General features: G+C 73.3%; 21 protein-coding genes. 6 read left to right on the forward strand and 15 right to left on the reverse strand.

The window, feature by feature from the left end:
* Nucleotides 1–8: 8 nt before the first annotated feature.
* The 15 genes from gltB to BUE48_RS14225 form a co-directional block, all read right to left on the reverse strand.
* Nucleotides 9–4,568: a glutamate synthase large subunit gene (gene gltB / locus BUE48_RS14155; RefSeq protein WP_012853195.1), complete on the reverse strand. Its 4,560-nt coding sequence runs from the start codon at nucleotides 4,566–4,568 to the stop codon at nucleotides 9–11.
* A 424-nt stretch (nucleotides 4,569–4,992) separates the two neighbouring features.
* Nucleotides 4,993–6,078: a hypothetical protein gene (locus BUE48_RS14160; RefSeq protein WP_286990087.1), complete on the reverse strand. Its 1,086-nt coding sequence runs from the start codon at nucleotides 6,076–6,078 to the stop codon at nucleotides 4,993–4,995.
* A 145-nt stretch (nucleotides 6,079–6,223) separates the two neighbouring features.
* Nucleotides 6,224–7,003 (reverse strand): hypothetical protein, encoded by a 780-nt coding sequence (locus BUE48_RS14165; protein WP_041439752.1) that lies wholly within the window; start codon nucleotides 7,001–7,003, stop codon nucleotides 6,224–6,226.
* Between the two features lie 120 nt (nucleotides 7,004–7,123).
* The gene (locus BUE48_RS14170) at nucleotides 7,124–7,831 is read right to left on the reverse strand and encodes a VIT1/CCC1 transporter family protein (RefSeq protein WP_012853198.1); all 708 of its coding nucleotides are present in this window, start codon (nucleotides 7,829–7,831) and stop codon (nucleotides 7,124–7,126) included.
* A 24-nt stretch (nucleotides 7,832–7,855) separates the two neighbouring features.
* Nucleotides 7,856–9,370 carry a prolipoprotein diacylglyceryl transferase gene (lgt, locus tag BUE48_RS14175; RefSeq protein ID WP_286990089.1) on the reverse strand — a complete coding sequence of 505 codons (1,515 nt, stop codon included), beginning with the start codon at nucleotides 9,368–9,370 and terminating at the stop codon, nucleotides 7,856–7,858.
* A gap of 211 nt (nucleotides 9,371–9,581) precedes the next feature.
* Entirely contained in the window at nucleotides 9,582–10,352 is a 771-nt protein-coding gene (locus BUE48_RS14180) for a DsbA family protein (RefSeq protein WP_012853200.1), read from the reverse strand.
* A gap of 86 nt (nucleotides 10,353–10,438) precedes the next feature.
* The gene (locus BUE48_RS14185) at nucleotides 10,439–11,125 is read right to left on the reverse strand and encodes a MauE/DoxX family redox-associated membrane protein (RefSeq protein ID WP_012853201.1); all 687 of its coding nucleotides are present in this window, start codon (nucleotides 11,123–11,125) and stop codon (nucleotides 10,439–10,441) included.
* A gap of 209 nt (nucleotides 11,126–11,334) precedes the next feature.
* The gene (trpA, locus tag BUE48_RS14190; RefSeq protein WP_012853202.1) at nucleotides 11,335–12,156 is read right to left on the reverse strand and encodes a tryptophan synthase subunit alpha; all 822 of its coding nucleotides are present in this window, start codon (nucleotides 12,154–12,156) and stop codon (nucleotides 11,335–11,337) included.
* The gene (trpB, locus tag BUE48_RS14195; protein WP_012853203.1) at nucleotides 12,153–13,427 is read right to left on the reverse strand and encodes a tryptophan synthase subunit beta; all 1,275 of its coding nucleotides are present in this window, start codon (nucleotides 13,425–13,427) and stop codon (nucleotides 12,153–12,155) included. The genes trpA and trpB overlap by 4 nt, the downstream gene beginning before the upstream one ends.
* Before the next feature lie 99 nt (nucleotides 13,428–13,526).
* Nucleotides 13,527–14,333 (reverse strand): indole-3-glycerol phosphate synthase TrpC, encoded by an 807-nt coding sequence (gene trpC, locus BUE48_RS14200; protein ID WP_012853204.1) that lies wholly within the window; start codon nucleotides 14,331–14,333, stop codon nucleotides 13,527–13,529.
* Nucleotides 14,334–14,424: 91 nt separating this feature from the next.
* Nucleotides 14,425–14,853, reverse strand: coding sequence for a DUF2752 domain-containing protein (locus BUE48_RS14205; protein ID WP_012853205.1), 429 nt, complete (start codon nucleotides 14,851–14,853; stop codon nucleotides 14,425–14,427).
* Between the two features lie 44 nt (nucleotides 14,854–14,897).
* Entirely contained in the window at nucleotides 14,898–15,560 is a 663-nt protein-coding gene (locus tag BUE48_RS14210) for a winged helix-turn-helix transcriptional regulator (protein ID WP_012853206.1), read from the reverse strand.
* 88 nt (nucleotides 15,561–15,648) lie between these two features.
* The gene (locus BUE48_RS14215; RefSeq protein WP_012853207.1) at nucleotides 15,649–16,248 is read right to left on the reverse strand and encodes a Trp biosynthesis-associated membrane protein; all 600 of its coding nucleotides are present in this window, start codon (nucleotides 16,246–16,248) and stop codon (nucleotides 15,649–15,651) included.
* A gap of 2 nt (nucleotides 16,249–16,250) precedes the next feature.
* Complete coding sequence (hisI, locus tag BUE48_RS14220) at nucleotides 16,251–16,628, reverse strand: phosphoribosyl-AMP cyclohydrolase (RefSeq protein ID WP_041441860.1); 378 nt, start codon at nucleotides 16,626–16,628, stop codon at nucleotides 16,251–16,253.
* 110 nt (nucleotides 16,629–16,738) lie between these two features.
* The gene (locus tag BUE48_RS14225) at nucleotides 16,739–16,945 is read right to left on the reverse strand and encodes a cold-shock protein (protein ID WP_012853209.1); all 207 of its coding nucleotides are present in this window, start codon (nucleotides 16,943–16,945) and stop codon (nucleotides 16,739–16,741) included.
* Between the two features lie 633 nt (nucleotides 16,946–17,578).
* Here BUE48_RS14225 and BUE48_RS14230 point away from each other — a divergent pair.
* The 6 genes from BUE48_RS14230 (at nucleotide 17,579) to BUE48_RS14255 (ending at nucleotide 24,857) form a co-directional block, all read left to right on the forward strand.
* The gene (locus tag BUE48_RS14230) at nucleotides 17,579–19,405 is read left to right on the forward strand and encodes an ABC transporter ATP-binding protein (RefSeq protein ID WP_012853210.1); all 1,827 of its coding nucleotides are present in this window, start codon (nucleotides 17,579–17,581) and stop codon (nucleotides 19,403–19,405) included.
* Nucleotides 19,406–19,448: 43 nt separating this feature from the next.
* Nucleotides 19,449–21,251 carry an ABC transporter ATP-binding protein gene (locus tag BUE48_RS14235; RefSeq protein WP_286990100.1) on the forward strand — a complete coding sequence of 601 codons (1,803 nt, stop codon included), beginning with the start codon at nucleotides 19,449–19,451 and terminating at the stop codon, nucleotides 21,249–21,251.
* Nucleotides 21,252–21,316: 65 nt separating this feature from the next.
* Nucleotides 21,317–22,576 carry a hypothetical protein gene (locus tag BUE48_RS14240; RefSeq protein ID WP_012853212.1) on the forward strand — a complete coding sequence of 420 codons (1,260 nt, stop codon included), beginning with the start codon at nucleotides 21,317–21,319 and terminating at the stop codon, nucleotides 22,574–22,576.
* A 101-nt stretch (nucleotides 22,577–22,677) separates the two neighbouring features.
* Entirely contained in the window at nucleotides 22,678–23,160 is a 483-nt protein-coding gene (locus BUE48_RS14245) for a hypothetical protein (RefSeq protein WP_012853213.1), read from the forward strand.
* Nucleotides 23,161–23,227: 67 nt separating this feature from the next.
* Nucleotides 23,228–23,569, forward strand: coding sequence for a hypothetical protein (locus BUE48_RS14250; protein WP_041439760.1), 342 nt, complete (start codon nucleotides 23,228–23,230; stop codon nucleotides 23,567–23,569).
* Between the two features lie 145 nt (nucleotides 23,570–23,714).
* Nucleotides 23,715–24,857 carry an acyl-CoA dehydrogenase family protein gene (locus tag BUE48_RS14255; RefSeq protein ID WP_041439762.1) on the forward strand — a complete coding sequence of 381 codons (1,143 nt, stop codon included), beginning with the start codon at nucleotides 23,715–23,717 and terminating at the stop codon, nucleotides 24,855–24,857.
* Nucleotides 24,858–24,952 lie beyond the last annotated feature (95 nt).

The raw sequence follows: 24,952 nt of genomic DNA on the forward strand, positions 1-24,952 counted from the left end.
GCCTCCTTTCAGCCTCGGCTGGCGGCCATGATGGCCTCGTTGACGTCGCGGCCCTCGGCCTCGGCGCGGGCCTTGGCCTCCAGAACGCGCTTGTAGTCGCGCGGCATGATCTTGGAGAAGCGGTTCAGGGAGCCCTCCCAGTCGGCCAGCAGCTTGCCCGCCACGGTGGAGCCGGTCTCGGCCTGGTGGCGTTCGATGATGTCGCGCAGGAAGGTGCGGTCGGCCTCGTCGAGGGGTTCGATCTCCACCATTTCGGTGTTGACGCGGGCCGGCACCAGGTCCAGCACGTAGGCGATGCCGCCGGACATGCCGGCCGCCAGGTTGCGGCCGGTGGCGCCGAGGATGACGGCGCGTCCGCCGGTCATGTATTCCAGGGCGTGGTCGCCGACGCCTTCGACGACGGCGGTGGCTCCGGAGTTGCGGACGCAGAAGCGTTCCCCGACGATGCCGCGGGCGAACAGTTCTCCGGAGGTGGCGCCGTAGAGGATGACGTTGCCGGCGATGATCTGGTGTTCGGCCTCGAACGGGGCGTCCGGGTGGGGCCGCAGGGTGATGCGGCCGCCCGACAGGCCCTTGCCGACGTAGTCGTTGGCGTCGCCGATGAGCCGCAGCGTGACGCCGCGGGGGACGAAGGCGCCGAAGGAGTTGCCGGCCGAGCCGGTGAAGGTGATGTCGATGGTGTCGTCCGGCAGCCCGGCGCCGCCGTGCCGCAGCGTGATCTCGTGGCCGAGCATGGTGCCGACGGTGCGGTTGACGTTGCGGATCGGCAGGTCCAGCTTGACCTTCTCGCCGCGGGTGATGGCGCTTTCGGCGAGCTGGATGAGGGTGTTGTCCAGGGCCTTCTCCAGCCCGTGGTCCTGGCGGTTCACGCAGCGCGGCGCGTTGCCGTAGGGGTTGGCCGGCTGGTGGAGGATGGGGCTGAGGTCCAGCCCGGAGGCCTTCCAGTGGTCGACGGCCTCGCGGGTGTCGAGCATGTCGATGCGGCCGATGGCCTCATCCAGGCTGCGGAAGCCGAGGGCGGCCAGGTACTCGCGGACCTCCTGGGCGATGAACTCAAAGAAGTTCACCACGAACTCGGGCTTGCCGCTGAAGCGCTTGCGCAGCTCGGGGTTTTGGGTGGCGACGCCGACCGGGCAGGTGTCCAGGTGGCACACCCGCATCATGACGCAGCCGGAGACCACCAGCGGCGCGGTGGCGAAGCCGTACTCCTCGGCGCCCAGCAGCGCGGCGATGATCACGTCGCGGCCGGTCTTCATCTGCCCGTCGACCTGCACGACGATGCGGTCGCGCAGCCCGTTGAGCATGAGGGTCTGCTGGGTTTCGGCCAGCCCGAGCTCCCAGGGGGCGCCGGCGTGCTTGATGGAGGTCAGCGGGGAGGCGCCGGTGCCGCCGTCGTGGCCGCTGATGAGGACCACGTCGGCGTGGGCCTTGGAGACCCCGGCGGCGACGGTGCCGACGCCGACCTCGGCGACCAGCTTGACGTGGATGCGGGCCGCGGGGTTGGCGTTCTTGAGGTCGTGGATGAGCTGGGCCAGGTCCTCGATGGAGTAGATGTCGTGGTGCGGCGGCGGGGAGATGAGGCCGACGCCGGGGGTGGAGTGGCGGGTCTTGGCCACCCACGGGTAGACCTTGTGGCCGGGCAGCTGGCCGCCCTCGCCGGGCTTGGCGCCCTGGGCCATCTTGATCTGGATGTCGTCGGCGTTGGTGAGGTACTCGGCGGTCACCCCGAACCGGCCGGAGGCCACCTGCTTGATGGCGCTGCGGCGCAGGTCGCCGTTGGGGTCGGGGGTGTAGCGCTCGGGGTCCTCGCCGCCTTCGCCGGTGTTGGACTTGCCGCCCAGGCGGTTCATGGCGATGGCGAGGGTCTCGTGCGCCTCGGCGGAGATGGACCCATACGACATGGCGCCGGTGGAGAACCGCTTGACGATCTCGCTGACCGGTTCGACCTCCTCGATCGGCACCGGCGGGCGCACGCCCTCCTTGAGGCGGAACAGGCCGCGCAGCGTCATCAGCCGGGCGGACTGGTCGTCGACCAGGCGGGTGTACTCCTTGAAGATCTCGTAGCGGCGGGTGCGGGTGGCGTGCTGCAGCTTGAAGACCGTCTCGGGGTTGAACAGGTGCGGTTCGCCCTCGCGCCGCCACTGGTACTCGCCGCCGACCTCCAGGGTGCGGTGGGCGGGGGCGTTGCCGCGCGGGTAGGCGCGGCGGTGCCGTTCGGCGACCTCGCGGGCGATGACGTCGAAGCCGACGCCGCCCAGGCGGGAGGTGGTGCCGGTGAAGCAGCGCTCGATGACCTCTTCGCCGAGGCCGATGGCCTCGAAGATCTGGGCGCCGGTGTAGGAGGCGACGGTGGACACCCCCATCTTGGACATGATCTTCAGGACGCCCTTGCCGTAAGCCTTGACCATGTTGCGCACGGCCTTGGCGGGCTCCACGCCGGTGATCTTGCCGGCGGCGATCAGGTCCTCGACGGTCTCCAGCGCCAGGTAGGGGTTGACGGCGGAGGCGCCGTAGCCGATGAGCAGCGCCATGTGGTGGCATTCGCGGGCCTCGCCGGTCTCCACCACCAGCCCGACGCGGGTGCGGGACTTCTCCCGGATGAGGTGGTGGTGGACGGCGCCGGTCAGCAGCAGCGCGGGGATGGCGGCGCGGGTGGCGTCGGCGCCGCGGTCCGACAGCACGATGATGCGGGCGCCGTCGTCGATGGCCCGGGAGACCTCGGCGCAGATCTGCTCCAGCCGTTCCTGCAGGGCCTGCCCGCCGCCGTCGACCTCGTACAGGCCGTGGACGACGTGGGCCTGCAGGTGCGGCAGGTCGCCCTCGTCGTTGATGTGGACGATCTTGGCGAGCTCGTCGTTGTCGATGATCGGGGTGGGCAGCACCAGCCGCCGGCAGGAGTGGGGGCCGGGCTCCAGCAGGTTGCCCTCGGGGCCGAGGGTGGACTGCAGGGAGGTGACCAGCTCCTCGCGGATGGCGTCCAGCGGCGGGTTGGTGACCTGCGCGAACAGCTGCTTGAAGTAGTCGTACAGCAGGCGGGGGCGCTGGGAGAGCACCGCCAGCGGGGTGTCGGTGCCCATGGAGCCGACCGGCTCGGCGCCGGTGCGGGCCATGGGCGTCAAGATGACCCGCTGCTCCTCCAAGGTGTAGCCGAAGGCCTGCTGCCGCTTGAGCAGCGGCTCTTGGGCCTCCTCGGTGCGGCGCGGGCGGGGCGGCAGCTCCTCGAAGCGGACCAGGCCCTCCTCCAGCCACTGCCGGTAGGGGTGCTCGGCGGCCAGCTGCGCCTTGATCTCGTCGTCTTCGATGATGCGGCCGGCGGCGGTGTCGACCAGGAAGATCCGGCCGGGCTGCAGGCGGCCCTTGCGGACGACCTTGCCCGGGGGAATGTCGTCCAGGACGCCGGCCTCGCTGGCCAGCACCACCAGGCCGTCGTCGGTGACCCAGAAGCGGCCCGGGCGCAGGCCGTTGCGGTCCAGCACGGCGCCGACGACGGTGCCGTCGGTGAAGGTGACGCTGGCCGGGCCGTCCCAGGCCTCCATGAGGGTGGAGTGGAACTCATAGAAGGCCCGGCGGGCCGGGTCCATCTCGGTGTGGTTCTCCCACGCCTCGGGGATCATCATCAGCACCGCGTGCGGCAGGGACCGGCCGCCCAGGTGCAGCAGTTCCAGGCACTCGTCGAAGGAGGCGGTGTCGCTGGCCTCGATGTCGATGACCGGGTAGATCCGCGACAGGTCGCCGGGGATCAGGTCCGACTTCAGCAGCGCCTCGCGGGCCCGCATCCAGTTCCGGTTGCCCTTGACGGTGTTGATCTCGCCGTTGTGGGCGATGAACCGGAAGGGGTGGGCCAGTTCCCAGGCGGGGAAGGTGTTGGTGGAAAAGCGCGAGTGGACCAGCGCGATGGCGGTCTCGTAGCGGCGGTCGGACAGGTCGGGGAAGAACGGCTCCAGCTGCGGGGTGGTGAGCATCCCCTTGTAGACGATGGTCCGCGACGACAGGCTGGGGAAGTAGACCGCCACGTCCTGCTCGGCGCGTTCGCGCATGCAGAACACCACGCGGTCCAGTTCCAGCCCGGTCTTGCCGGCGTGCGGGCCGTCGTCGGCGGCCTTGACGAACAGCTGGGCGAAGTGCGGCATGGTGCGCCGCGCGGCCGGGCCGCAGAAGGAGGGGTCGTGGGGCAGTTCCCGCCAGCCCAGCACGGTCAGGCCCTCTTCGGCGCACAGCGCCTCGATGTGGGCGACGGCGGCGGCGCGCTGCTCGCCGTCGGTGGGCAGGAAGGCGGTGCCGACCGCGTAGTGGCCGGCGGGGGGCAGCTCGAAGCCGACGACTTCGCGGAAGAGGGCGTCGGGGATCTGGGTGAGGATGCCGGCGCCGTCGCCGTCGTCGGGCTCGGCGCCCACCGCGCCGCGGTGGTCGAGGTTGCGCAGGACGGTCAGGGCCTTTTCGACGATGTCGTGGCTCTTGCGCCCATGCAGGTCCGCCACCATGCCGACGCCGCAGGCGTCGTGCTCGTGGGCCGGGTCGTACAGGCCCTGACGCTCGGGCGTACCAGGTGTGAGGGCAGCAGCCGTCATCAACCCTCCCGTCGTAGTGTCACTGCTTACGTGTCAGTGCAGTCCGGGACGGCGCTGGCCCTGCTGCATTTTTTCAGTATGTGAAAACTGTCCCACTGCCTGGGATCGTCGCCGTCCGGCGCACCACCCCCGTCCGCGGCCGGTCGACGAGATCCCTGGTGTCGCCCGGTATACCCGGTTGTCCGGAAGCCACGCCAGATCGCGTGATGGGCTTCGTCGCCCGTCGCATCCCGGCGACACCGGCAAGTGGTTTAGACCAGGATAACCCGGACGGAACAGTTGCAAATCACCCCCTCCGGTGATCGTTCTCACCGGAGGGCCGGGGCGATCGCGGCGCAAGCCCGCCCGACGTGGGGTTTCGGCCGGCTGAGCGGTCCGCGCCCTCCCCCAGGATACGGTCTGAAAATATTCCTATTCGATGCCGCTACTTGACGCCGGCGGCGCGGCCCAGCACGGCCGGCGCCTTGCCGCCCTCGATCAGCAGCGCCAGCAGCGCCCCGTCGGTCTCCTCACCGGTGCCGTCCAGCCGCTGCGCCCAGGCGATCACCGCGTAGTGCCCCATCGCCAGCCCACGGGCCATGCTGAACCCCCGCCCGAAATCCGCCAGAGAGTACACCCCGGCGGTGGCGGACCCCGAGGGCCGCAAGGTGACCGTGGGGGTGGCGACGACCCCGCCGGGGGTGTCGGTCAGCGGCCGGACGAAGCCGCCGCGGCCCCGGCCGAGCGCCTCCACCAGCCGGTCGGCGTCGGCGGAGGTGGCCAGGTTGAAGATCGTGACGCTGAGCGCATAACCCCGCCGGGTGTCGGCGTACATGCCGCGGACGGCCTGAGTGCAGCCGCCCCGGCGCAGCTCCTCGCCGAGCGCCGCGCCCCAGACCGCCTCGGCGCAGTCGCCGTCCACCCGGGCGCCGACCAGGCGCAGCCGGCTGCGGGCGGCGGCGACGGTCAGGCTGCGGGCCGCGGCGGGGAACGCCTCCTGCTCGGTGAGCGGCTCGCTGTCTTCTTCCCGCCGGTCGATGCCCTCGTACACGGAGCTGGAGGGAGAGCTGGAGTAGGAGGAGGGCGCCGAGCCGCTGCCGGCCGGGCGGCCCACCGACGACCGCGGCCCCGCGGGACCGGAGGCGTTCTCATCCCCTCCCACGAGGATCGTCACCACGACCACGGCGGCGACGACGGCCAGGGCTCCGGCCGCCGCCAGCAGGACCTTGGAGCGGGGCAACGCCACGCCCGCCGGGCGGGCGGCCGTCTTATGACCGGATCGTTTCTGGGAGGCGCCCTTCAGCAGGCCCCCGGCGGCCTTGCCGGGGCCGCGCCGGGCGGCGGGAACAGAGGCCTGCCGGGGTGCCGGGCGTTCGGCGGGCTCGGGCCGGTCGGCGCGGCCGGGACGGCCGCGGCCGGAGGGGCGGCGCGGACCGGGCCGGCCGACGGGGCGCCCGCCGCTCCCCCACCCCGGGGGCGGGCCGGAACCGGCCTCCTGCCCGGGATCGGCGGCGGGTCCCGGACGTCGCATCCGTCCGGAGGCATCCGGAACGCGCCGGGAACCCGACGCGGGCGGTCCGGCGGGGCGGGCGGTGGGCCGGCGGCCCCGCCGGGCGCCGGGTTCGTCGTCTCTCACGTGGGGGGAGGATACTCGCAGAGCAGCGCCGCCGTGACCGTCAGTTCGTCCTCCTGGCGTCCGGCAGCAGCTGCATCCGCGCCCACACGAAGTCGCCGGGCTTCTCCACCGCCAAACTGACGTCGATCATCTCGTTGAGGTTGGCCGGCTGCTCGCCCCCGGCCCGCTGCACCCAGGCGATCACCACATAGTGGCCGTAGATCTGGGCGTAGGCGGCGCTGAAGCCCTTGCCGAAGTCGCTCACCCCCGGCGCCTGCAGCGGCACCACGAACCCGGCCTCGGCCTGGGGGTTGAGGTCGCGGACGATCTGCTCGGCGCCCGCCTGGTCGGCCAGGTTGATGGCGATGAACTGGCCCACGTGCTTTTTGTCGCCGCTGACGTAGGCGCCGCGCACGATCTGGTTGCAGCCGTACTTGGCCAGGTCGGCCTGGAGACGCTCCCCCCAGGTGACGGCCTTGCAGTCGGCTGAGACGTCCGAGCCGGCCAGGGTGAAGGCGTACTTGCGGTAGGTGACGGTCTTGACCGCGGGGGTGAACACCTCGCCTTCGTTCAGCGGCCGGGGATCGGCGGTGCGGCTGCCGAGCCTGGCGGTGTCCCGGTTGGCCATGGAGGGGGTGAACACGGTCGGCAGGACGGTGGCCTGCGCGCCGCCGCCTTTTTCGTCGCCGCCGCCCATCATCAGCACCGCCGCCACCGCGACCGCGATGACGGCCACCGCGGCCACGGCGCCGATCAGCAGCGGTTTCTTAGAGCGGCCCGGCTCGGGGCGCCGGGACCGGTCGGTCGGCCGGAAGTCCTCTTCGGCCTGGTGCGTGGTCATGGGTGAGCCCGATCCGCTCACTTCGCCTCCGGTTCACCAACGTGGATCAGCAGCGGTGAGCCTATCGGCCGGCGGCCTTCGGCGTACCGAAAAGGCCATTACATCCCTTTGCCGGACTGATCACAGCGCGGCGACGCCGATGAGCGAGCCGACCAGGTAGGTGACCGCGGCGGCGGCCGCGCCGAAGGCCAGCTGGCGCAGCCCGGAGAACCACCAGGGACGGGCCGTCACCTGCGCCACCAGCGCCCCGGCCCCGAACAGGCCGGCGGCCGCCACCAGGGCCGCCGGCCACAGGGCGCTCGCCCCCAGCAGGTAGGGAATCACCGGCAGCACCGCGCCCACCGAGAACGCCAGGAAGGAGGAGACACCCGCCAGCAGCGGGGACGGCAGGCGGCCGGGCTCCACGCCCAGCTCGTCGCGGGCGTGGACGCGCAGGGCCTGGCGGGGGTCGCGGGAGATCTGCCGGGCGGCCTCGGCGGCCACCTCCCGCTCCACCCCCAGCGCCACCAGCCGATCGGTCAGCTCGGCCAGCTCGGCCTGGGGATGGCGGTCCAGCTCCCGCCGCTCCACCTCGATCTCGGCCCGGGCCAGATCCGCCTGAGAGGCCACCGAGACGTACTCTCCCACTCCCATGGAGAAGGCCCCGGAGGCCAGTCCCGCCAACCCGGCCAGCACCACCACCGACGGCTTCACCCCGCCCCCGGCGACCCCGGCGATCAGGGCGAAGTTGGACACCAGCCCGTCCATCGCGCCGAATACCGCCGGCCGCAGCCACCCGCCGGTGACGTCGCGATGCTCATGTCCGGAAGTGTGGGCGGTGGTGCTCACGCTCTCATCCTTCGGTCCGGCTCCTCAGCGGGCGTCCTCGGCGGGCTCGGCCGTACGGCCGGCCCGTTGCGCTCCCTTCCCCTCGCCGGGCGTCCCACCCCCGCCCGCGGCCCGGGCGTCGGAAGTCTCCTCCGGCGGGCCACCGGCCGCAGCGGTTCCGGGAGCGGGTCCGTCCCCGGTCGACGACTCATTCTGCCCGGCCGGCTCGGAGGCGGCTCGCTCGCCGGCGGTGTCTTCCGCCTCGTCCGGCTCGCCCGGCGGCGCGGAGGCGGGCTCAGGCCGCTCCCCGGTCTCGGTGGCGGCCTGCGTCCCGGCCGCGGACGGCTCCTTCTCCGTTCCGGACGCAAGCCCCGGCCCGGAGCCGGTCACGGCCGGTTCGTCCTCCGCCTCGGGCACTGAGCCGGCCCCGGCCGCAGTCGCTCCGTCTCCCGCCTCCAAGGCAGGCTCGGCCCGCTCGCCGGAGGCCGGAGCGGATCCGGTCGGCTCGGACGCGGGTTCGGGCCGCTCGGCCGCCGGGGACGGCGAAGCCGGCCCGGGCGTCGTCTCGGGTTCGGAGCGCTCGGCGGGGTCTGAAGCCGATCCGGCCGCGATGGCTTCGCCCTGCGTCCCGGGCGCCGGGGCCGTGCCGGCCGCGGACTCCCGGGGTGCGGCGGGCCGGTCCCGCCCGGTCTCCGCGGGCGGGGCGGCGGGGTCCTTGACGGTGACGGCCTCAGGCGAGGTCCGGTTGCGGGCCAGCCACAGGTAGGCGACCGCGCCGGCGAAGACGACCAGGCACGTCCAGTCGTTGAGACGCAGGCCCGCGATCACGTGGGCCTCGTCGATGCGCAGCCACTCGATCCAGAAGCGGCCCACGGTGTAGCCGGCGACATAGAGGGCGAAGGTGCGGCCGTGGGTGAGGGTGAAGCGGCGGCCCGCCCAGATCACCACCAGCGCCAATCCCGCGCACCACAGCGACTCGTACAGGAACGTCGGGTGGTAGGTGGCCACGTCGGCGTAGCGGGGGTCGATGGCGCTGGTGCCGGGGATCCTGGGACGGTGCTCGGGGTCGATCTCCAAGGCCCACCAGGTGTTCAGGGGCCGGCCGTACAGTTCCTGGTTCCACCAGTTGCCCCAGCGTCCGATGGCCTGGGCCAGCGCCAGGCCGGGGGCGATGGCGTCGCCGAGGGCCAGCACCGACACGCCGCGGCGGCGGCAGCCGATCCAGGCGCCCAGGGCGCCCAGGGCGATGGCGCCCCAGATGCCCAGCCCGCCTTCCCAGACCCGCACGGCGCGGCCCGGGTCGCCGCCGTCGCCGAAGTAACGCTGCCAGTCGGTGATCACGTGGTAGAGCCGTCCGCCGAGCAGGCCGAACGGCACCGCCCACACGGCCACGTCGATGACCACGCCGGGGGTGCCGCCCTTGGCGGCCCAGCGCCGTTCGCCCAGCCAGACCGCGACCACGATGCCCGCGATGATCATCAGGGCGTAGGCGCGGATGGGGATGGGCCCGAGGTGCCAGACCCCCTCGGCGGGGCTTGGAATCGTCGCAAGCGGCTGCATGAGCGTTGACGTTACCGCTTTCCGCCCGGTGGTCAGGGCCGGTCGCCCAGCTTGATCACCCGGTCTTGCCGGAGGGCGGTCCCGGCCGGGGCCGCGTCCGCCGGTGGCGGGAGGCGGGGTGCGCCTTCAGCGGCGCGGCCGTCCGGCGTCATGGACGGGGCCTGATGGCGGGCCATGCCCGTCATCAGGCCCCGTCGGGTTCGTCTGCGGGTCAGCCGGAGGAGGGCGCCGGGGAGGCCGGCGCGTTCCGGACGGCCTCGCGCATGCCCTCGGGGGTGAAGACGGCCACGTCGCCGAGCTTGTTGCCGTTGAGGGCGACCCAGGGGGTGCTCTGCACACCGGCCTTGTCGGCGATGTCGTTGGCCTGGTCAACCAGCGACTGCCGCTCGGTGTTCTTGACGCACTTTTCGAACGCCTCGCCGGTGATGCCGACGTCCGCGGCCCAGTCGATCAGGTCGTCGTTCTTGAAGCCGGTCCGGCTCTCGGGGCCCTGCTCTTCGAACAGCTTGTCGTGGTAGGCCAGCCACTTGTCGGCCGGGGCGCACAGCGAGGCGTTCAACGCCCGCAGCGAGTTGCCCCGGGTCGGCTCGGGGGAGGCCCGGAACAGTGAGAACGGCCGGTAGATGACCTTGACCTCGCCGTCGGCGGCCAGCTGCTTGATGGTCTTGCCGGTGGCCTCTTCGAACTTCTGGCACGCCGGGCACTGGAAGTCCTCGTAAATCTCCAGCACCGGGCCGGTGACCCCCGGCTGGGCCATCACGATCGACCCGTCGGACTGCCGCGACACCGGCGCGGTCGCCACCGCCTCGCCGTCGTCGCCGCCGGCCCGCACCAGCACCACCGCGACCACCACGACGGCGATCAGCGCGATCGCGCCGCCGCTGACCAGCAGGGCGCGCAGCCGCTTGCGGCGCTGTTCCTCACGGCGGCGCTGCTCGGCCAGCCGCTCGCGGGCGTTGCGATAGCGCTCGGCCTTGCTCATCGACCTATCTCTCCTTTTGCACGTTCACAGCCGCGGCCGGGCGCGCGAAGAGGCGCCGGCCGCCCTCCGCGGGCCCCGCGGCCTTTTCAGTCCTGGTACAGACCGATCTTGCGGTCCAGCGCGAACCTGCCGGGGGGCCATGCGGCCACCCACGCCGCCAGCGCCAAAAAGCCCAGGTCGCGCATGATCTCACCGAGGTAGGGCGGGTCGTCGATCTGGCCGCCGCCGCCGAAGCAGCCGCAGTCGATCTTCAGTCCGCGCGCCCAGGCGGAGGCGATCCCGACGATGAACACCACCATCAGCAGGCCCGACAGCGCCCCGCTGAACCGGGTGGCGAACCCGGCCAGCAGCAGCGCCGCCAGCACGATCTCCAGGATCGGCAGCCCGACGCCGACCGGGGTGATCAGCCCCTCCGGCAGCAGCTGGTAGGACTCGACCGCCAGTTCCTGCAGCGCCGGGGGCTCGGTGGCCTTGGCCAGGCCGGCCCAGCCCAGCACCACCGCCAGCCCGGCGCGGGCGGCGGCGGTGGTCATCTGGTCGGCGGCGCGTCCGGTGGCGGCGGCCCAGCCGAGCAGGGCGATGAGCGCCGCTCCCCCGGCGATCCCCGCCCACTGCTGGGCGACCTTGGCCCAGGCCGCCCAGGCCAGCAGCACCGTCAGGGCGAACGTCACCGCGGGCAGCGTCCAGGGCGGCGGGCCGCCGGACGGCGAGGGTGCGGCGTCGGGGATGCCCGTCGCATCGCGCGCCTTGTCTCGCGCCTTGTCTGTGACCACCGTCGCGTCGCCTTCCCCATTGATGGACGCGGATGTATCCGACCGTACGCTAACCGGCTCCGCATAAGCGGGGCGTCAGCGCCGGGGCCATCCTCCCACGGGCACCCGCCGGTCCCCGGCCGTACCCGCCCTGGCGTGTCCGCGGCCGTATGCGCGCGGCGGCGGGCCGAAAGGCCCGCCGCCGCGATCGTGGGTTCCGCCCGGCCCGCTCAGGCGCCCCGGCGCACGCCTTCGGCCAGTTCGGCGGCGAACTCGCCGACGGCGCGGACGGCGGAGGCCTCATCGGGGGCGTCCAGCAGCCGCCGCACGAACGCCGACCCGACGATCACCCCGTCGGCGAAGGAGGCGACCTCGGCGGCCTGCTCCCCGTTGCTCACCCCGAGGCCCAGCCCGATCGGCAGCGCGGGCGCCTCGGGCGGGCGCCGGTCGAGCACCTTGCGGGTCCGCTCCACCAGGCCCGGGGCGCCGGTGTTCACGGCGCTGCGGGTGCCGGTGACGCCCATCAGGGACGCGGCGTAGACGAAGCCCCGGCACACGTTGGTGATCTTGGTCAGGCGCTCCTCGGTGGAGGTGAGCGCGACCAGGAAGACGCGATCCAGGTCGTGGGCGTCGGAGGCGGCCAGCCAGGGCTCGGCCTCCTCCGGGGTGAGGTCGGGGGTGATCAGCCCCGCCCCGCCGGCCGACTTCAGGTCGCGGGCGAAGGCGTCCACACCGTAGCGGTCGATGGGGTTCCAGTAGGTCATGACCAGCGTGGGCGCGCCGGTGGCGGCGATCGCCTCGACGGTGCGCAGCACGTCGGCGACGCGGGTGCCGCCGGTCAGCGCCCGGTGGACGGCGTCCTGGATGGTGGGGCCGTCCATGAGCGGGTCGCTGTAGGGCAGGCCGACCTCGATGATGTCGCAGCCGGCCTCGACCATGGCGGTGGCGGCGGCGATGGCGCCCTGGTGGGAGGGGAACCCGGCGGGCAGGTAGCCGACGAGGGCGGCGCGGCCCTCGGCCTTGGCCTTCTCGAACGCGACGGTCGCACTCACTGGGCGTTCTCCTCTCCCGTCACGTCCTCCCCGGTGACGAAGCCGAACCAGCGGGCGGCGGTGTGCATGTCCTTGTCGCCGCGGCCCGACAGGCACACCACGATGACCGGTTCCTCATCGAGCTCGGCGGCCAGCTGCGGGCCGATCCGCAGCGCCCCGGCCAGGGCGTGGGCGGACTCGATGGCCGGGATGATGCCCTCGGTGCGGCACAGCAGGGCGAAGGCGTCCATCGCCTCGGCGTCGCTGACCGCCTGGTAGACGGCGCGTCCGGTGTCGTGCAGCCAGGCGTGCTCGGGGCCGACGCCCGGGTAGTCCAGCCCGGCCGACACCGAGTGGGTCTCCAGGGTCTGGCCCTCCTCGTCCTGCAGCAGGAAGGTGCGCATGCCGTGGATGACGCCCAGGGAGCCGCCGGTCAGGGTGGCGGCGTGCCGGCCGGTCTGCACGCCGTCGCCGCCGGCCTCAAAGCCGTACAGCCGCACCTGGGCGTCGGGGATGAAGGCGTGGAAGATGCCGATGGCGTTGGAGCCGCCGCCCACGCAGGCGGCGACCGCGTCCGGCAGCCTGCCGGTCAGCTCCAGCACCTGGTTGCGGGCCTCGGTGCCGATGACGCGGTGGAAGTCGCGGACCATCATCGGGAACGGGTGGGGGCCCATGACCGAGCCGATGCAGTAGTGGGTGTCGTCCACGGTGGCGACCCAGTCGCGGAAGGCCTCGTTGACGGCGTCCTTGAGGGTGCGGCTGCCGGTGGTGACCGGGACGACCTCGGCGCCGAGCATCCGCATGCGGGCGACGTTGAGGGCCTGGCGCCGGGTGTCGACCTCGCCCATGTAGACGGTGCATTCCAGCCCCAGCAGGGCGGCGGCGGTGGCGGTGGCCACGCCGTGCTGGCCGGCGCCGGTCTCGGCGATGATCCGCTTTTTGCCCATGCGGCGGGTCAGCAGCGCCTGCCCCAGCACGTTGTTGATCTTGTGGGAGCCGGTGTGGTTGAGGTCCTCGCGCTTGAGCAGGATGCGGGCGCCGCCGGCGTGCTCGGAGAAGCGGCGGGCCTCGGTGAGCAGGCTGGGCCGGCCGGCGTAGTCGGCCAGCAGCCGGTCCAGCTCGCCGGTGAAGGCGGGGTCGGCCATGGCGGCCTGGAACTGCTCGGTCAGCTCATCGAGCGCGGCCATCAGCGCTTCGGGGGCGAATCTGCCGCCGAAGCGGCCGTAGCGGCCGGCGGAATCGGGAAGGCTCACAGGCGCGCTGGCGGCGCCGCGCGCGACGTCGATGGTCATGGTCGGTCCTGTCGTGGAAGTAAGGCTTACCCGGGTCAAAGATGGATCGGATAAGCGCACCATCGCTCGCGCAGCGGCTCGGCGGGCATGACCGCGGCCCTACTTCCCCTGGCGCAGCGCCGGGTGCGCGCCGGCCGCGACCAGGTCGGCGACGGCCGTGCGCGGGTCGCGCCCGGTCACCAGGCTCTCCCCCACCAGCACCGCATCCGCGCCGGCGGAGGCGTAGGCCAGCAGGTCGTGCGGGCCGCGCACCCCGGACTCGGCGACCTTGACCACGTCCCGAGGGATCAGCGGGGCGAGCCGGGCGAACACTCCGCGGTCCACCTGGAGGGTCTTCAGGTCCCGGGCGTTGACGCCGATGACCTTGGCGCCGGCCTCCAGGGCCCGGGCGAGCTCCTCTTCGGTGTGCACCTCCACCAGCGGGACCAGCCCGATCGACTCGGCCCGTTCCACCAGCGACACCAGCGCGTCCTGCTCCAGGGCGGCCACGATCAGCAGTGCCAGGTCGGCGCCGTAGGCGCGGGCCTCCCACAGCTGGTAGGAGGTGACGATGAAGTCCTTGCGCAGCAGCGGCACGTCGACGTTGGCGCGCACCTCGGCCAGGTCGGCCAGGCTGCCGCCGAAGCGGCGGCGCTCGGTGAGCACGCTGATGACCTTGGCGCCGCCGGCCTCGTAGTCGCGGGCCAGCGCGGCCGGGTCGGCGATGGCGGCCAGCGCGCCCTTGGACGGGCTGGAGCGCTTGACCTCGGCGATCACCGACACCCCGTCGGAGCGCAGCGCGGCGATGGCGTCGCGCGGCGGCGGTGCGGCGGCGGCCTTCTCCTTGAGCGCGTCGAGCGGTACCGCCGCCTGCCGTTCGGCGAGATCGGCTCGGACCCCTTCCAGGATCTCCTCGAGCACACTCACAGGTAGGGCCCCCTTGTTCGCGGATGGTGCGTTCACTGATCGTAGCCCGAGACGCCGCCCGTCCCGCCACCCGACCCGGATACAGGGCGGTTCATGGCGCCAGCGCCGATGCGAAGGGCAGGTTTCGGACCACCCAGTACACCACCACGACCCCGACAAGAACGTAAGCGACCCCCGGGCGCAGCAGCAGGGAGGCCATCGGCCGGCCGCGCGCCGACAGCACCGCCCACCGGACCCACAGGTAGCCCAGGAACGGCAGCAGCACGAACAGCAGGGGGTTGCGCCCGAAGGCCGCCGCGAGGTCCCCGTGGGCCAGGGAGTGGATCATGCGCAGCGCGCCGCAGCCCGGGCAGTACAGCCCGGTCGCGGCCAGCAGCGGGCAGGGCGGGTAGTGGCCGCTTTCGTGCGGGTCCACGGTGGCGACCAGCAGCACCGCCGCGCCCGCCGCGGCCAGGACCGCCAGCGGCCCTCTCAGCCTGCGCGCCGGGCTTCCCGAGGGGCCCGCACCGACCTGCGCCATGTCTTCAGCCTATGCCGCCGCGGACGGGCCGCCGGGACGGCGCGTCAGGGGTCGACGGCGTAGCCGACGCCGCGGACGGTGCGGATCGGGCTGGCCTCGCCGAGCTTGGCGCGCAGCTGGGCGATGTGGACGTCGACGGTGCGGTTGCCGGCGCTGACGCCCGGCTCCCAGGCGGCCTCCAGGAGCTGTTCGCGGGTGAACACCCGGCCGGGCCGCCCCATCAGAAAGCACAGCAGGTCGAACTCGGTGGCGGTGAGCGTGACGGCGCGGTCCCCGGCGGTGACGGTGCGGGCCCTGGGGTCCAGGCTGACCGCCCCGACCTGCAGCACGTGGGAGTCGTCGTCCCCGCCGCGTCCGCGCAGCGCCAGGGAGACCGCCTCCACCAGCACCCGCGGCCCGAAGGGGCGCACCAGCGTGGGCAGGTGCGGGTCGCCCAGGTCGGTGGGCTGGTCGCCGCCGACCACGCACACCACCGGCGCGCCCGCCGCGGCGTCGGCGACCTTGCGGTACAGCTCTTCCGGCGGCCGGGCCGCCGACAGGTCCAGCACGACCGCGTCCGGCCGCAGCCGGGCGACGGTGCCGGGCGCCCGGCCGGGGTCGTGTTCCAGTTCGGCCTCGAAACCGGCCCGCACCAGGTAGCGGCGGCCGAGTTCGGCCACCCCCGGCTCGTGCTCGGCCAGCAGGACCAGCCCGCCGCGCTCTTTCATGGCCGGTCAGTTCCCGAAGGGGGCCGCCGCCGCGGCGGCGTGCTCAGCGGACATCGGGTTCCTCATGGTCGCGGCCTGCCTTCCGTCCTCACCCGTCGTCTGCCGTGGGGTCCTCACCGCGGTCCAGTGACTTCCACAGCCCGACCGGATCGTCGGCGGCGGGCGCCGGGCGCGCCGGGCGGGCGGACGCCGGGACGGCGCCGGGCCGCTCGTAGCGGGCCGACAGGCCGGGCCAGCGGTGCCCGCGGGCCACGGCGAGCGCCCCGGTGACGGCCAGCAGCGCCCCGCCGGCCGCCGCCACCGCCCACCACCGGGAGACGTCGACCGCCGCCTCGCCGCTCAGGCGCAGCAGCGCGCTGCGCTCCTCGGCGACGGCCAGGACGTGGGCGTGGCGGACCGCGCCGGCCGCGCTCCAGGCCGCCGCGGCGCCCAGCAGCACCAGCAGCGCCCCGACGGCGCGGCGGGCCCAGCCCCCGGTGGCGAGCAGCGCCGCCAGCGCGGCCAGTCCCGCCCATCCCAGCGCGGTGACCGCGCCGGCCAGCTCGCCGCCGGTCAGCGTCTGTTCCACGGGGGTGAGAGCGCCGTGCGCACGGACGGCGGCCCATTGCCGGCCCCCGGCCAGCAGCACCAGGGCGGCGCCGGCCGCACCGGCCAGCGCCGCGCCGGCCCGTTCACGGCGCGGTCGCACGGTCAGCTTTCGGGACGCTCGCCGACCACGGCCTCCAGCACATCGGAGTCCCAGCAGGTGCGGTCACCGGTGTGGCAGGCGGGGCCGACCTGGTCGACTTTCAGCAAGATGGCGTCGCCGTCGCAGTCCAGCGCCACCGACTTCACCCACTGCTGATGCCCGGAGGTCTCCCCCTTGACCCAGTACTCCTGGCGGCTGCGCGACCAGTAGGTGGCGCGCCCGGTGGTCAGGGTGCGGTGCAGGGCCTCATCGTCCATCCACGCCAGCATGAGCACCTCGCCGGTGTCGTACTGCTGGGCGATGGCGGGCACCAGCCCGTTGGGGTCGCGCTTGAGGCGCGCGGCGATTTTGGGATCCAGGCCGGATGGTCGCTCGGACATGTCCTCCATTGTGCCCCCGGTGCGGGCGTGCTCGGATCGGCGGCGCGCCTGAGACGCGCATCGGGCCCCGCACCCGGTGGGTGCGGGGCCCGGCGGAAGATCGTCGGGTGTTACAGGGGACGGACCTGGTCGGCCTGCGGCCCCCGGCTGCCCTGGGTCACCTCGAACTCGACGCGCTGGTTCTCGTCGAGGGTGCGGTAACCGGACGACTGGATCGCCGAGTAGTGCACGAACACGTCCGGCCCGTCACCGTCGACGGCGATGAAGCCGTAGCCCTTCTCGGCGTTGAACCACTTCACGGTGCCCTGCTGGGGCATGTCTTTCTCCTTGCAGCAAAACTTCCGGTCCGCACCTCGCGGGCCCGGTGCGGTCGCTGCGGAACGTTCTCGCCCCCGGCACCGTCCCGGAAAGCCAAAACGCCCGCTGCCATCAGTCCGCGGGCGTTCTTGCAAACGATCGGGAACTTACGACTGCAACCGACGACTCCACCGTATCACCGCTTGGGGGCGAAGCGGAGAAGACGGCGCATCGGATTTCGGCGGAACCGGCGAAGCCGGGGCGCCGGGCGGCCGCGCGCCGGGTGCACGGCGTTTTCCGGAGGCGACGAAGGCTCTCCTGACCGTGACTTTACCCAGGGAAAATACGTACTGTTTTCACCTGTTTGCCAGTAAAAGACCATCATGTCCATCGCTCCGGCCCGGCCGCGTGAACGGTGATCCCGGGAAGGGCGCCGTGCGGATCCGGTGGCGAGAGCACCCCCGGGGCGCCGATTCCGGCGTCTTGCGCCCCCGGCGGGCGCCGCGGCGGGCCGCCCGGGCCCCGGCGGCGGCCGCCGCAGCGGCGGCGGGGAATAATCCGTCGGCCCGGGATGGTAGGCATGAGCGGGTCGAAGGGTCCCATTCACCCCACGCTCGGGCCGTGCAGGCCCCGCCATCGGACGGGAGGATGCTGTGCCAGCAGGGCCGAAGGTCGAGCCGAGGATCCTGCGCGAGGGCCTGCGGGTCCTGTGGGTCGCCATCAGGGCCGAGCCGCGCGTGTTCGCCCTCGCCGTGACGGCCAGCGCGCTGTATGCGGCGATGACCGTGGCCAGCGCCTGGGTGCTGGGCTGGGCCACCGAGCAGGTGGTGCTGCCGGCGCTGCGGCAGGGCCGGGCGGGCGCCGGCGCGCTGGCGGCGGCCGCGCTGGCGATCGTCGGCGTGGCGGTGCTCAAGGCGCTGGGCGTGGCCGGGCGGCGGTTCTACGCCGGGCTGATGCAGTACCGGATGCAGGCGCGCTACCGCCGGGCGGTGACCCGCCAGTACCTGCGGCTGCCGCTGGCCTGGCACCACCGGCACCCCACCGGCCAGCTGCTGTCGAACGCCAACGCCGACGTGGAGGCCGCCTGGGCGCCGCTGGCGCCGCTGCCGATGGCGGTGGGCGTGGCGTTCATGCTGCTGGTGGCGGCGGTCTCCATCCTGGCGGTGGACGTGCCGGTGGCGCTGGTGGGCTTTTGCGTGTTCCCGGCGATCGCGCTGCTCAACGTGGTCTACCAGCGCCGCCTGTCGCCGCTGGCGGCGCGCGCCCAGCAGCTGCGGGCCGAGGTCAGCGAGGTGGCGCACGAAAGCTTCGAAGGCGCCCTGGTGGTCAAGACGCTGGGCCGCGAACGCGCCGAGACCGAGCGGTTCACCGATCGGGCCCGGCGGTTGCGCGACGCCAACGTGGCGGTCGGCCGCGTCCGGGGGATGTTCGACCCGCTGCTGGAGGCGCTGCCGACGCTGGGCGTGCTGGCGGTGCTGCTGGTCGGCTCGGTGCGCCTGGAGTCCGGCGCGCTCAACGCCGGCGATCTGGTGGGCGTGTCGTACCTGTTCACCCTGCTGGCCTGGCCGATCCGGGCGCTGGGCTGGGTGCTGGCGGAGATCCCGCGCAGCGTGGTCGGCTGGCAGCGGGTGCGGGAGGTGCTGGACGCCTCCGGGTCGCTGCCCTATGGGGAGCACCCCCTGGACGGGGAGGGCCCGGCCGGCCTGCAGGTCGAGCGGGTGCGCTTCGCCTACGCCGGTGCGGAAGACGGGGCGCGCGTGCTGCACGATGTGTCGCTGAGCGTCGAGCCGGGCCGCACCATCGCGGTGGTGGGGCCGACCGGCTCGGGCAAGTCGACGCTGACCAGCCTGCTGGTGCGGCTGGTGGACCCGGACGAGGGCACGGTGCTGCTGGATGGGATCGACGCCCGGCGGGCCGCGCGCGGCGCGGTGGCCGCCACCGCGGCGCTGGTGCCCCAGCAGACGTTCCTGTTCGACGACACCGTGCGCGGCAACGTGACGCTGGGCGCCGACATCCCCGATGAGCGCATCTGGCAGGCGCTGCGGCTGGCGCAGGCCGACGGGTTCGTGGCGGCGCTGCCGGAGGGGCTGGACACCCGGGTCGGCGAGCGCGGCGCCACCTTGTCGGGCGGGCAGCGCCAGCGCCTGGCGCTGGCCCGGGCGCTGGTGCGCCGTCCCCGCCTGCTGGTGCTCGACGACGCCACCTCCAGCGTCGACCCGCAGGTGGAGGCCCGGATCCTGCAGGGCCTGCGGGCCGCCCAGGACGCCGGCGCCGGGGCCACGGTGATCGTGGTGGCCTACCGCAAGGCGACGATCGCGCTGGCCGACGAGGTCGTCTACCTCGAACGCGGCCGGGTGGTGGACCGCGGCGCCCATGCCGAGCTGCTGGAACGCTGCGCGGGCTACCGCGAGCTGGTCAACGCCTACGAACGGGCCGAGGCCGAGCGCCGGGCCGCGCACGGCGAGGAGGTGACCGCGTGATCAGCGGGCGCGGGGTCGCACCCGAGGGGAAAGGGGCAGGCCGGTGAGCGGTGCGCAGACGGCGGAGGCGGGGCTGAACGAGGGCGCCGCCGGCGAAGGCGCGCTCAGCACGCTGCGGCGGGGGCTGCGGCTGAGCCCGGAGTTCCGGGTGGGGCTGCCGGTCACGCTGCTGCTGGCGCTGGTGGCCACCGCCGGGCGGGTGGTGGTGCCGATCGCGATCCAGCAGACCATCGACCGGGGGCTGGCCGCCCCCGGCGGCCCGGATGTGGCCTTCATCCGGCGGGCGGTGCTGGTGTCGGCCGTCGTCGTGGTGGTGACGGCGCTGTCGGCGTACCTGATGAACGTCCGGCTGTACAAGACCACCGAGGGCGGGCTGGCCACCTTGCGCATCAAGGCGTTCCGGCACGTGCACGACCTGTCCATGCTGACCCAAAGCAGCCAGCGGCGCGGCTCGCTGGTGTCGCGGGTGACCGGCGATGTCGACCAGATCAGCCAGTTCATGCAGTGGGGCGGGCTGATGATCATCGTGTCGGTGGGTCAGCTGGTGGTGGCCAGCGCGCTGATGGCGATCTACTCCTGGCCGCTGGCGCTGCTGGTGTGGGCGTCGTTCCTGCCGCTGGCGCTGGCGCTGCGGCACTTCCAGCGGCTGCTGTCGAACGCCTACCTGCGGGTGCGGGAACGCGCCGGGGACATGCTGGCGGCGATCGGCGAGTCGGTGGTGGGGGCGCCGGTCATCCGGGCGTACGCCGCCGAGGAGCGCACCGCCCGGCGCGTCGACGAGTCGGTGGAGGCCTACCGCAAGGCGCAGACCCACGCCCAGGGGCTGGTGGCGCTGACGTTTCCCTCCAGCGAGCTGGTGGCGGCGGTGGCCACCGCCGCCGTGGTGGTGGCGGGCACGCTGCTGGGCGTGGGCGGGCATCTGACCGCCGGGGAGCTGGTGGCGTTCATGTTCCTGGTGACGCTGTTCGTGGGGCCGATGCAGGTCGCCACCGAGGTGCTCAACGAGGCGCAGAACGCCATCGCCGGCTGGCGGCGGGTGCTGAACGTGCTGGACACCGAGCCGGACGTGGCCGACCCGGGGTCCGGCGGGCGGGAGCTGCCGCGCGGGCCCGTCGCGGTGCGCTTTGAGAACGTCTCCTTCGCCTACCCGGGCGGGCCGATGGTGCTGAAGGACGTGTCGGTGGACATCGCCCCCCGCTCCCGGGTGGCGGTGGTGGGCGAGACCGGATCGGGCAAGACCACCTTCGCCAAACTGCTGACCCGGCTGATGGACCCGGTGCGGGGCCGGGTGCTGGTGGACGGGGTGCCGCTGGACCGGGTGCGTTTCTCCTCGCTGCGGGAGCGGATCGTGATGGTGCCCCAGGACGGGTTCCTGTTCGACGCTTCGCTGGGCGACAACATCCGCTACGGCCGTCCCGGCGCCAGTGACGAGGAGCTGCGGCGGGCGCTGGCGGAGCTGGGGCTGGCCGACTGGCTGGAGGGCCTGCCGCGCGGGCTGGACACCCCGGTGGGCCAGCGCGGCGAGTCGCTGTCGGCCGGCGAGCGGCAGCTGGTGGCGCTGGCCCGCGCCTACCTGGCCGACCCGGACCTGCTGGTGCTGGACGAGGCGACCTCGGCGGTGGACCCGGCCACCGAGATGCGCATCGCGCAGGCGCTGGAGAGCGTCACCCGCGGCCGCACCTCCGTCACCATCGCCCACCGGCTCTCGACCGCCGAGAACGCCGATGAGGTGCTGGTGTTCGACCGGGGGCGGCTGGTGCAGCGCGGCCCGCACGCCGAGCTGGTCGCCCAGGAGGGCGTCTACGCCGATCTGTACGCCTCCTGGATCGCCCAGCGGAAGATCTGACCGCAAGGGCCGCCGGCGGCGAATAGCACTTGCCCGGTCTGCGGTCGTCTGCGCATATTGGCGCAGTGAACAGGGTCGTCATCGAATCAGCGGACACGTTGCACGGGCAGCTGCAGCGCGGCCTGGGCAGGGGTGCGCGCCGGGCGGCGGACCACAAGGGCGCGGGCGATCTGGTCTTCGACTGCATACGGCGCGATCCGCGCTGGGATCGCCAGGTGGAGGCGCGCGGCCTGTACTACGCCCGCCTGGTGGTCGATCTGGAGCTGCCGGCCGCGCCGATCGGCGAGTTCCTGCTGGAGCCCTCCGGCGGCGACGAGTGGCGGGGACGGCTGGCCCTGGAGGTGCTGACCGAGCTGGTCCGGCTGAGCCGGCGGGAGGCGGCCGCGGCGCTGCGGACCTGCGCCGAAGAGGGCGAGCTGTGGTTTGAGGCGGTGGACGCGCTGATCGGGCTGGGCGATCCGGCGCTCGCCGAGGGGCTGGATGAGCTGGTGGTCTCCCGCTGTGACGAACCCGACCTGGACTGGCTGATCACCGACCCGGACAACCCGGTGCTGCAGCAGTGGGCCCGCCGGCGGCCGCAGATCGCCGCCGCCCTGCGCCGGCGGCGCGAAGGGACGGCGGGGGCGGGCAAGGCCCGTCCGGCCTGGGAAGAGGACGGCGGGGACCGCACCGCCAGATCCGACTCCGAGCTGCTGGACCTGGCCCGGCGACGCGACGACGACGGGGCGGTGGCGGCGATCTTCGAACTGGGCCGGCGGCGCACCCCGGCGCTGCTGGACCTGGCCGAGGAACTGCTGCCGCAACGTCACGGGCGGTGGGAGGGCGCGCTATGCCGGGCGCTGCGGGAATACGGCTCACAGGCGCTGCCCAGAGCCCGCGCATGGGCGCGCGCCCACACCGGCTGCGCGGAAATCGCGCTGTGCATCCTGGCCCAGCACGGCACCCGGCAGGACATCCCCATCCTCATGGCCGAGCTGGAGGCCGCGGTGGCGCGCCGGTCCTGGGGCGCCGCCGCCGGCCCCGTGGAGGGCCTGGGCCGGCTCCGCGCCGGTGAGGCCGTGCCGCTGCTGAAACGCATCTGGACCGAATCGGCCTACTCCTATCTGCGGCCCCGCGTGCTGGTCGCGTTGACCCGCACCGCACCCCACACCGCCGAGTCCTACGCCGTCGAAGCGCTGTGGGACTGTGAGGACGACACCCGGCGGGTGGCCGCCTCGGCCGCCCCGTTCACCGACGAGACCCGGTTGCGGCTGCACCGTCTGCGTTCGGATCCGGCCGAAGACCGGCAGGTCCGCGCCGCCGCCGCCGAGCGGTTGATGCTCTGAGATGTCGTGAATTCAAGGCCCGCGCCTTCGCGTTGAACTTCCGGCGTCTGCGGCCGCGTATGTCCCGGCGATGGTGTTCCACCTTCGCGGAAGGACGGCCGATGAGACGCCCGCACCTGTTCTTCCCCCGCCCCCGGACCGGGCCGGCGCCGTTTGCCGCCCTGGGCGCGGCCTGCGCCGCGGCGCTGCTGCTGGGCGGCTGCTCGGACGGCGGCGGGCGGGCCGCCGGCGCCGCGGGCCGCGGCGACCCGCCGGCCGTGCTGGTGGCCGGGCTGGAGGACCTGGCCGCCAAGTCCGGCTGCAAGCTGCAGAACCGGACCGAGGCCGAGGAGCTGCAGCAGGGCGCCTGCAAGTCCGGGCAGAACCGCTACACCCTGCTGACCTTCGCCACCGACGAGGGGCAGGCCGAGTGGCTCAAGGAGGCCAAGCCCTGGGGCGGCACCTACCTGGTGGGGTTGCGCTGGGTGGTGGTGGGCACCGAGCCGACGCTGCAGACGCTGCGTCAGGAACTGGGCGGCCAGATCCAAAAGGGTGAGGACCACGGACACGGCTCCGGTGGTCATGCGGGTCATACCCCGGGGTGAGCGGCGGCGGGCGGTGTTCCTTCCGCGGGAGGGGGCCGGCGGCTCAAGGGACCGTAAACTCGGCGGCATGATCCTTCCTGTTCGACGGACGCTCGCCGCGGTCTCCCTCGCTCTGCTGCCCTTCGCTGCCGTCGCCGCCTGCAGCGGTGAGGGCGCCACCACCGAGTGCACGATCGATTCCTGCACCGTGACCTTCGACCGGGGGGTGGAGGCCAGCGCCTCCATCCTGGGCATCAAGGCCGAACTGGTGGGCGTGGACGGCGACAGCGTCACGCTGCGCATCGCCGGCCAGCAGATCACCGTCCCGCGGGAGGGCGAGGGGGAGGCCGACGGGCTGAGCGTGGGCGTGGAGTCCATCACCCAGGACCAGGTGGTCGTCAAGATCTCCCGGGGCGGCGGCGAGGGCTGACGCAACGCCGGCTACGGCTGTGTGTCAGCTGCACCCGGGATCGCCGGGTCGAGTTCCGGCGCGACGCCGGCCGCAGGTGAGGCCCATGGGCTGAGCCCGGGCACCCCCGTCCACCTCATGCCGACATATCGGCCAATATGGGGACATGCCAGCAGAACGCATGCTTCCCACCCCCGAGGCCGAGGATCTCATCGACCTCACCCGTCAGATCGTCAAGGCCGAGCTGGCCCCCCGCGCCGCCGAGGCCGAGGCCGCGGAGAAGTTCCCCCGCGAAGTGTTCCGCGTGCTGGGCCGGGCCGGGCTGCTGGGCCTGCCGTACCCGGAGGAGGTCGGCGGCGGGGGCCAGCCGTACGAGGTCTACCTGCAGGTGCTGGAGGAGATCGCGGCGGCGTGGGCGTCGGTGGCGGTCGGGGTGAGCGTGCACACGCTGGCGTGCTACCCGGTGGCGACGTACGGCGACGAGGAGCAGCGCAAGCGGCTGCCGGAGCTGCTCGGCGGCGAGCTGCTGGGCGGGTACGCATTGTCGGAGCCGCACGCCGGGTCGGACGCGGCGGCGCTGAGCACCCGGGCGGTCCGCGACGGCGACCACTACGTGATCACCGGCACCAAGGCGTGGATCACCCACGGCGGCGAGGCCGACTTCTATGTGCTGTTCGCCCGCACCTCCGACGACGGCGGACGGGGCATCAGCGCGTTCTTGATCGACGGGCGGATGGACGGGCTGTCGTTCGGGCCGCCGGAACGCAAGATGGGCCTGACCGGCTCCACCACCGCCCAGCTGCTGTTCGACGGCGCCCGGGTGCCCGCCGAGCGGCGGATCGGCGCCGAGGGGCAGGGCTTTCCGATCGCGCTGTCGGCGCTGGATTCGGGGCGGCTGGGCATCGCCGCCTGCGCGGTGGGCCTGGCGCAGGGGGCGCTGGATGAGGCGGTCGCCTATGCCCGGCAGCGCGAGCAGTTCGGCCGTCCCATCATCGAGCACCAGGGGCTGGGCTTCCTGCTGGCCGACATGGCGGCGGCGGTGGAGTCGGCCCGGGCGACCTACCTGGAGGCCGCCCGCCGCCGGGACCGTGGGCTGCCCTTCTCCCGGCAGGCCTCCATCGCCAAGCTGGTGGCCACCGATGCGGCGATGAAGGTCACCACCGACGCGGTGCAGGTGCTCGGCGGCTACGGCTATACCCGGGACTTCCCGGTGGAGCGTTTCATGCGCGAGGCGAAGGTCATGCAGATCTTCGAGGGCACCAACCAGATTCAGCGCATGGTGATCGCCCGTCATCTGGCGCGGGCGTAGCGGACCAGCACCCCAGAACCTCACTGAGCAGGACAAACACGACATTCAACAACTGAAATACGTTATAGTTACCTGCTAGTAAGGTCTGGCTCGGC

The sequence above is a fragment of the Thermomonospora sp. CIF 1 genome (assembly GCF_001896795.1).
GTDB classification, from domain to species: Bacteria; Actinomycetota; Actinomycetes; order Streptosporangiales; family Streptosporangiaceae; genus Thermomonospora; species Thermomonospora curvata.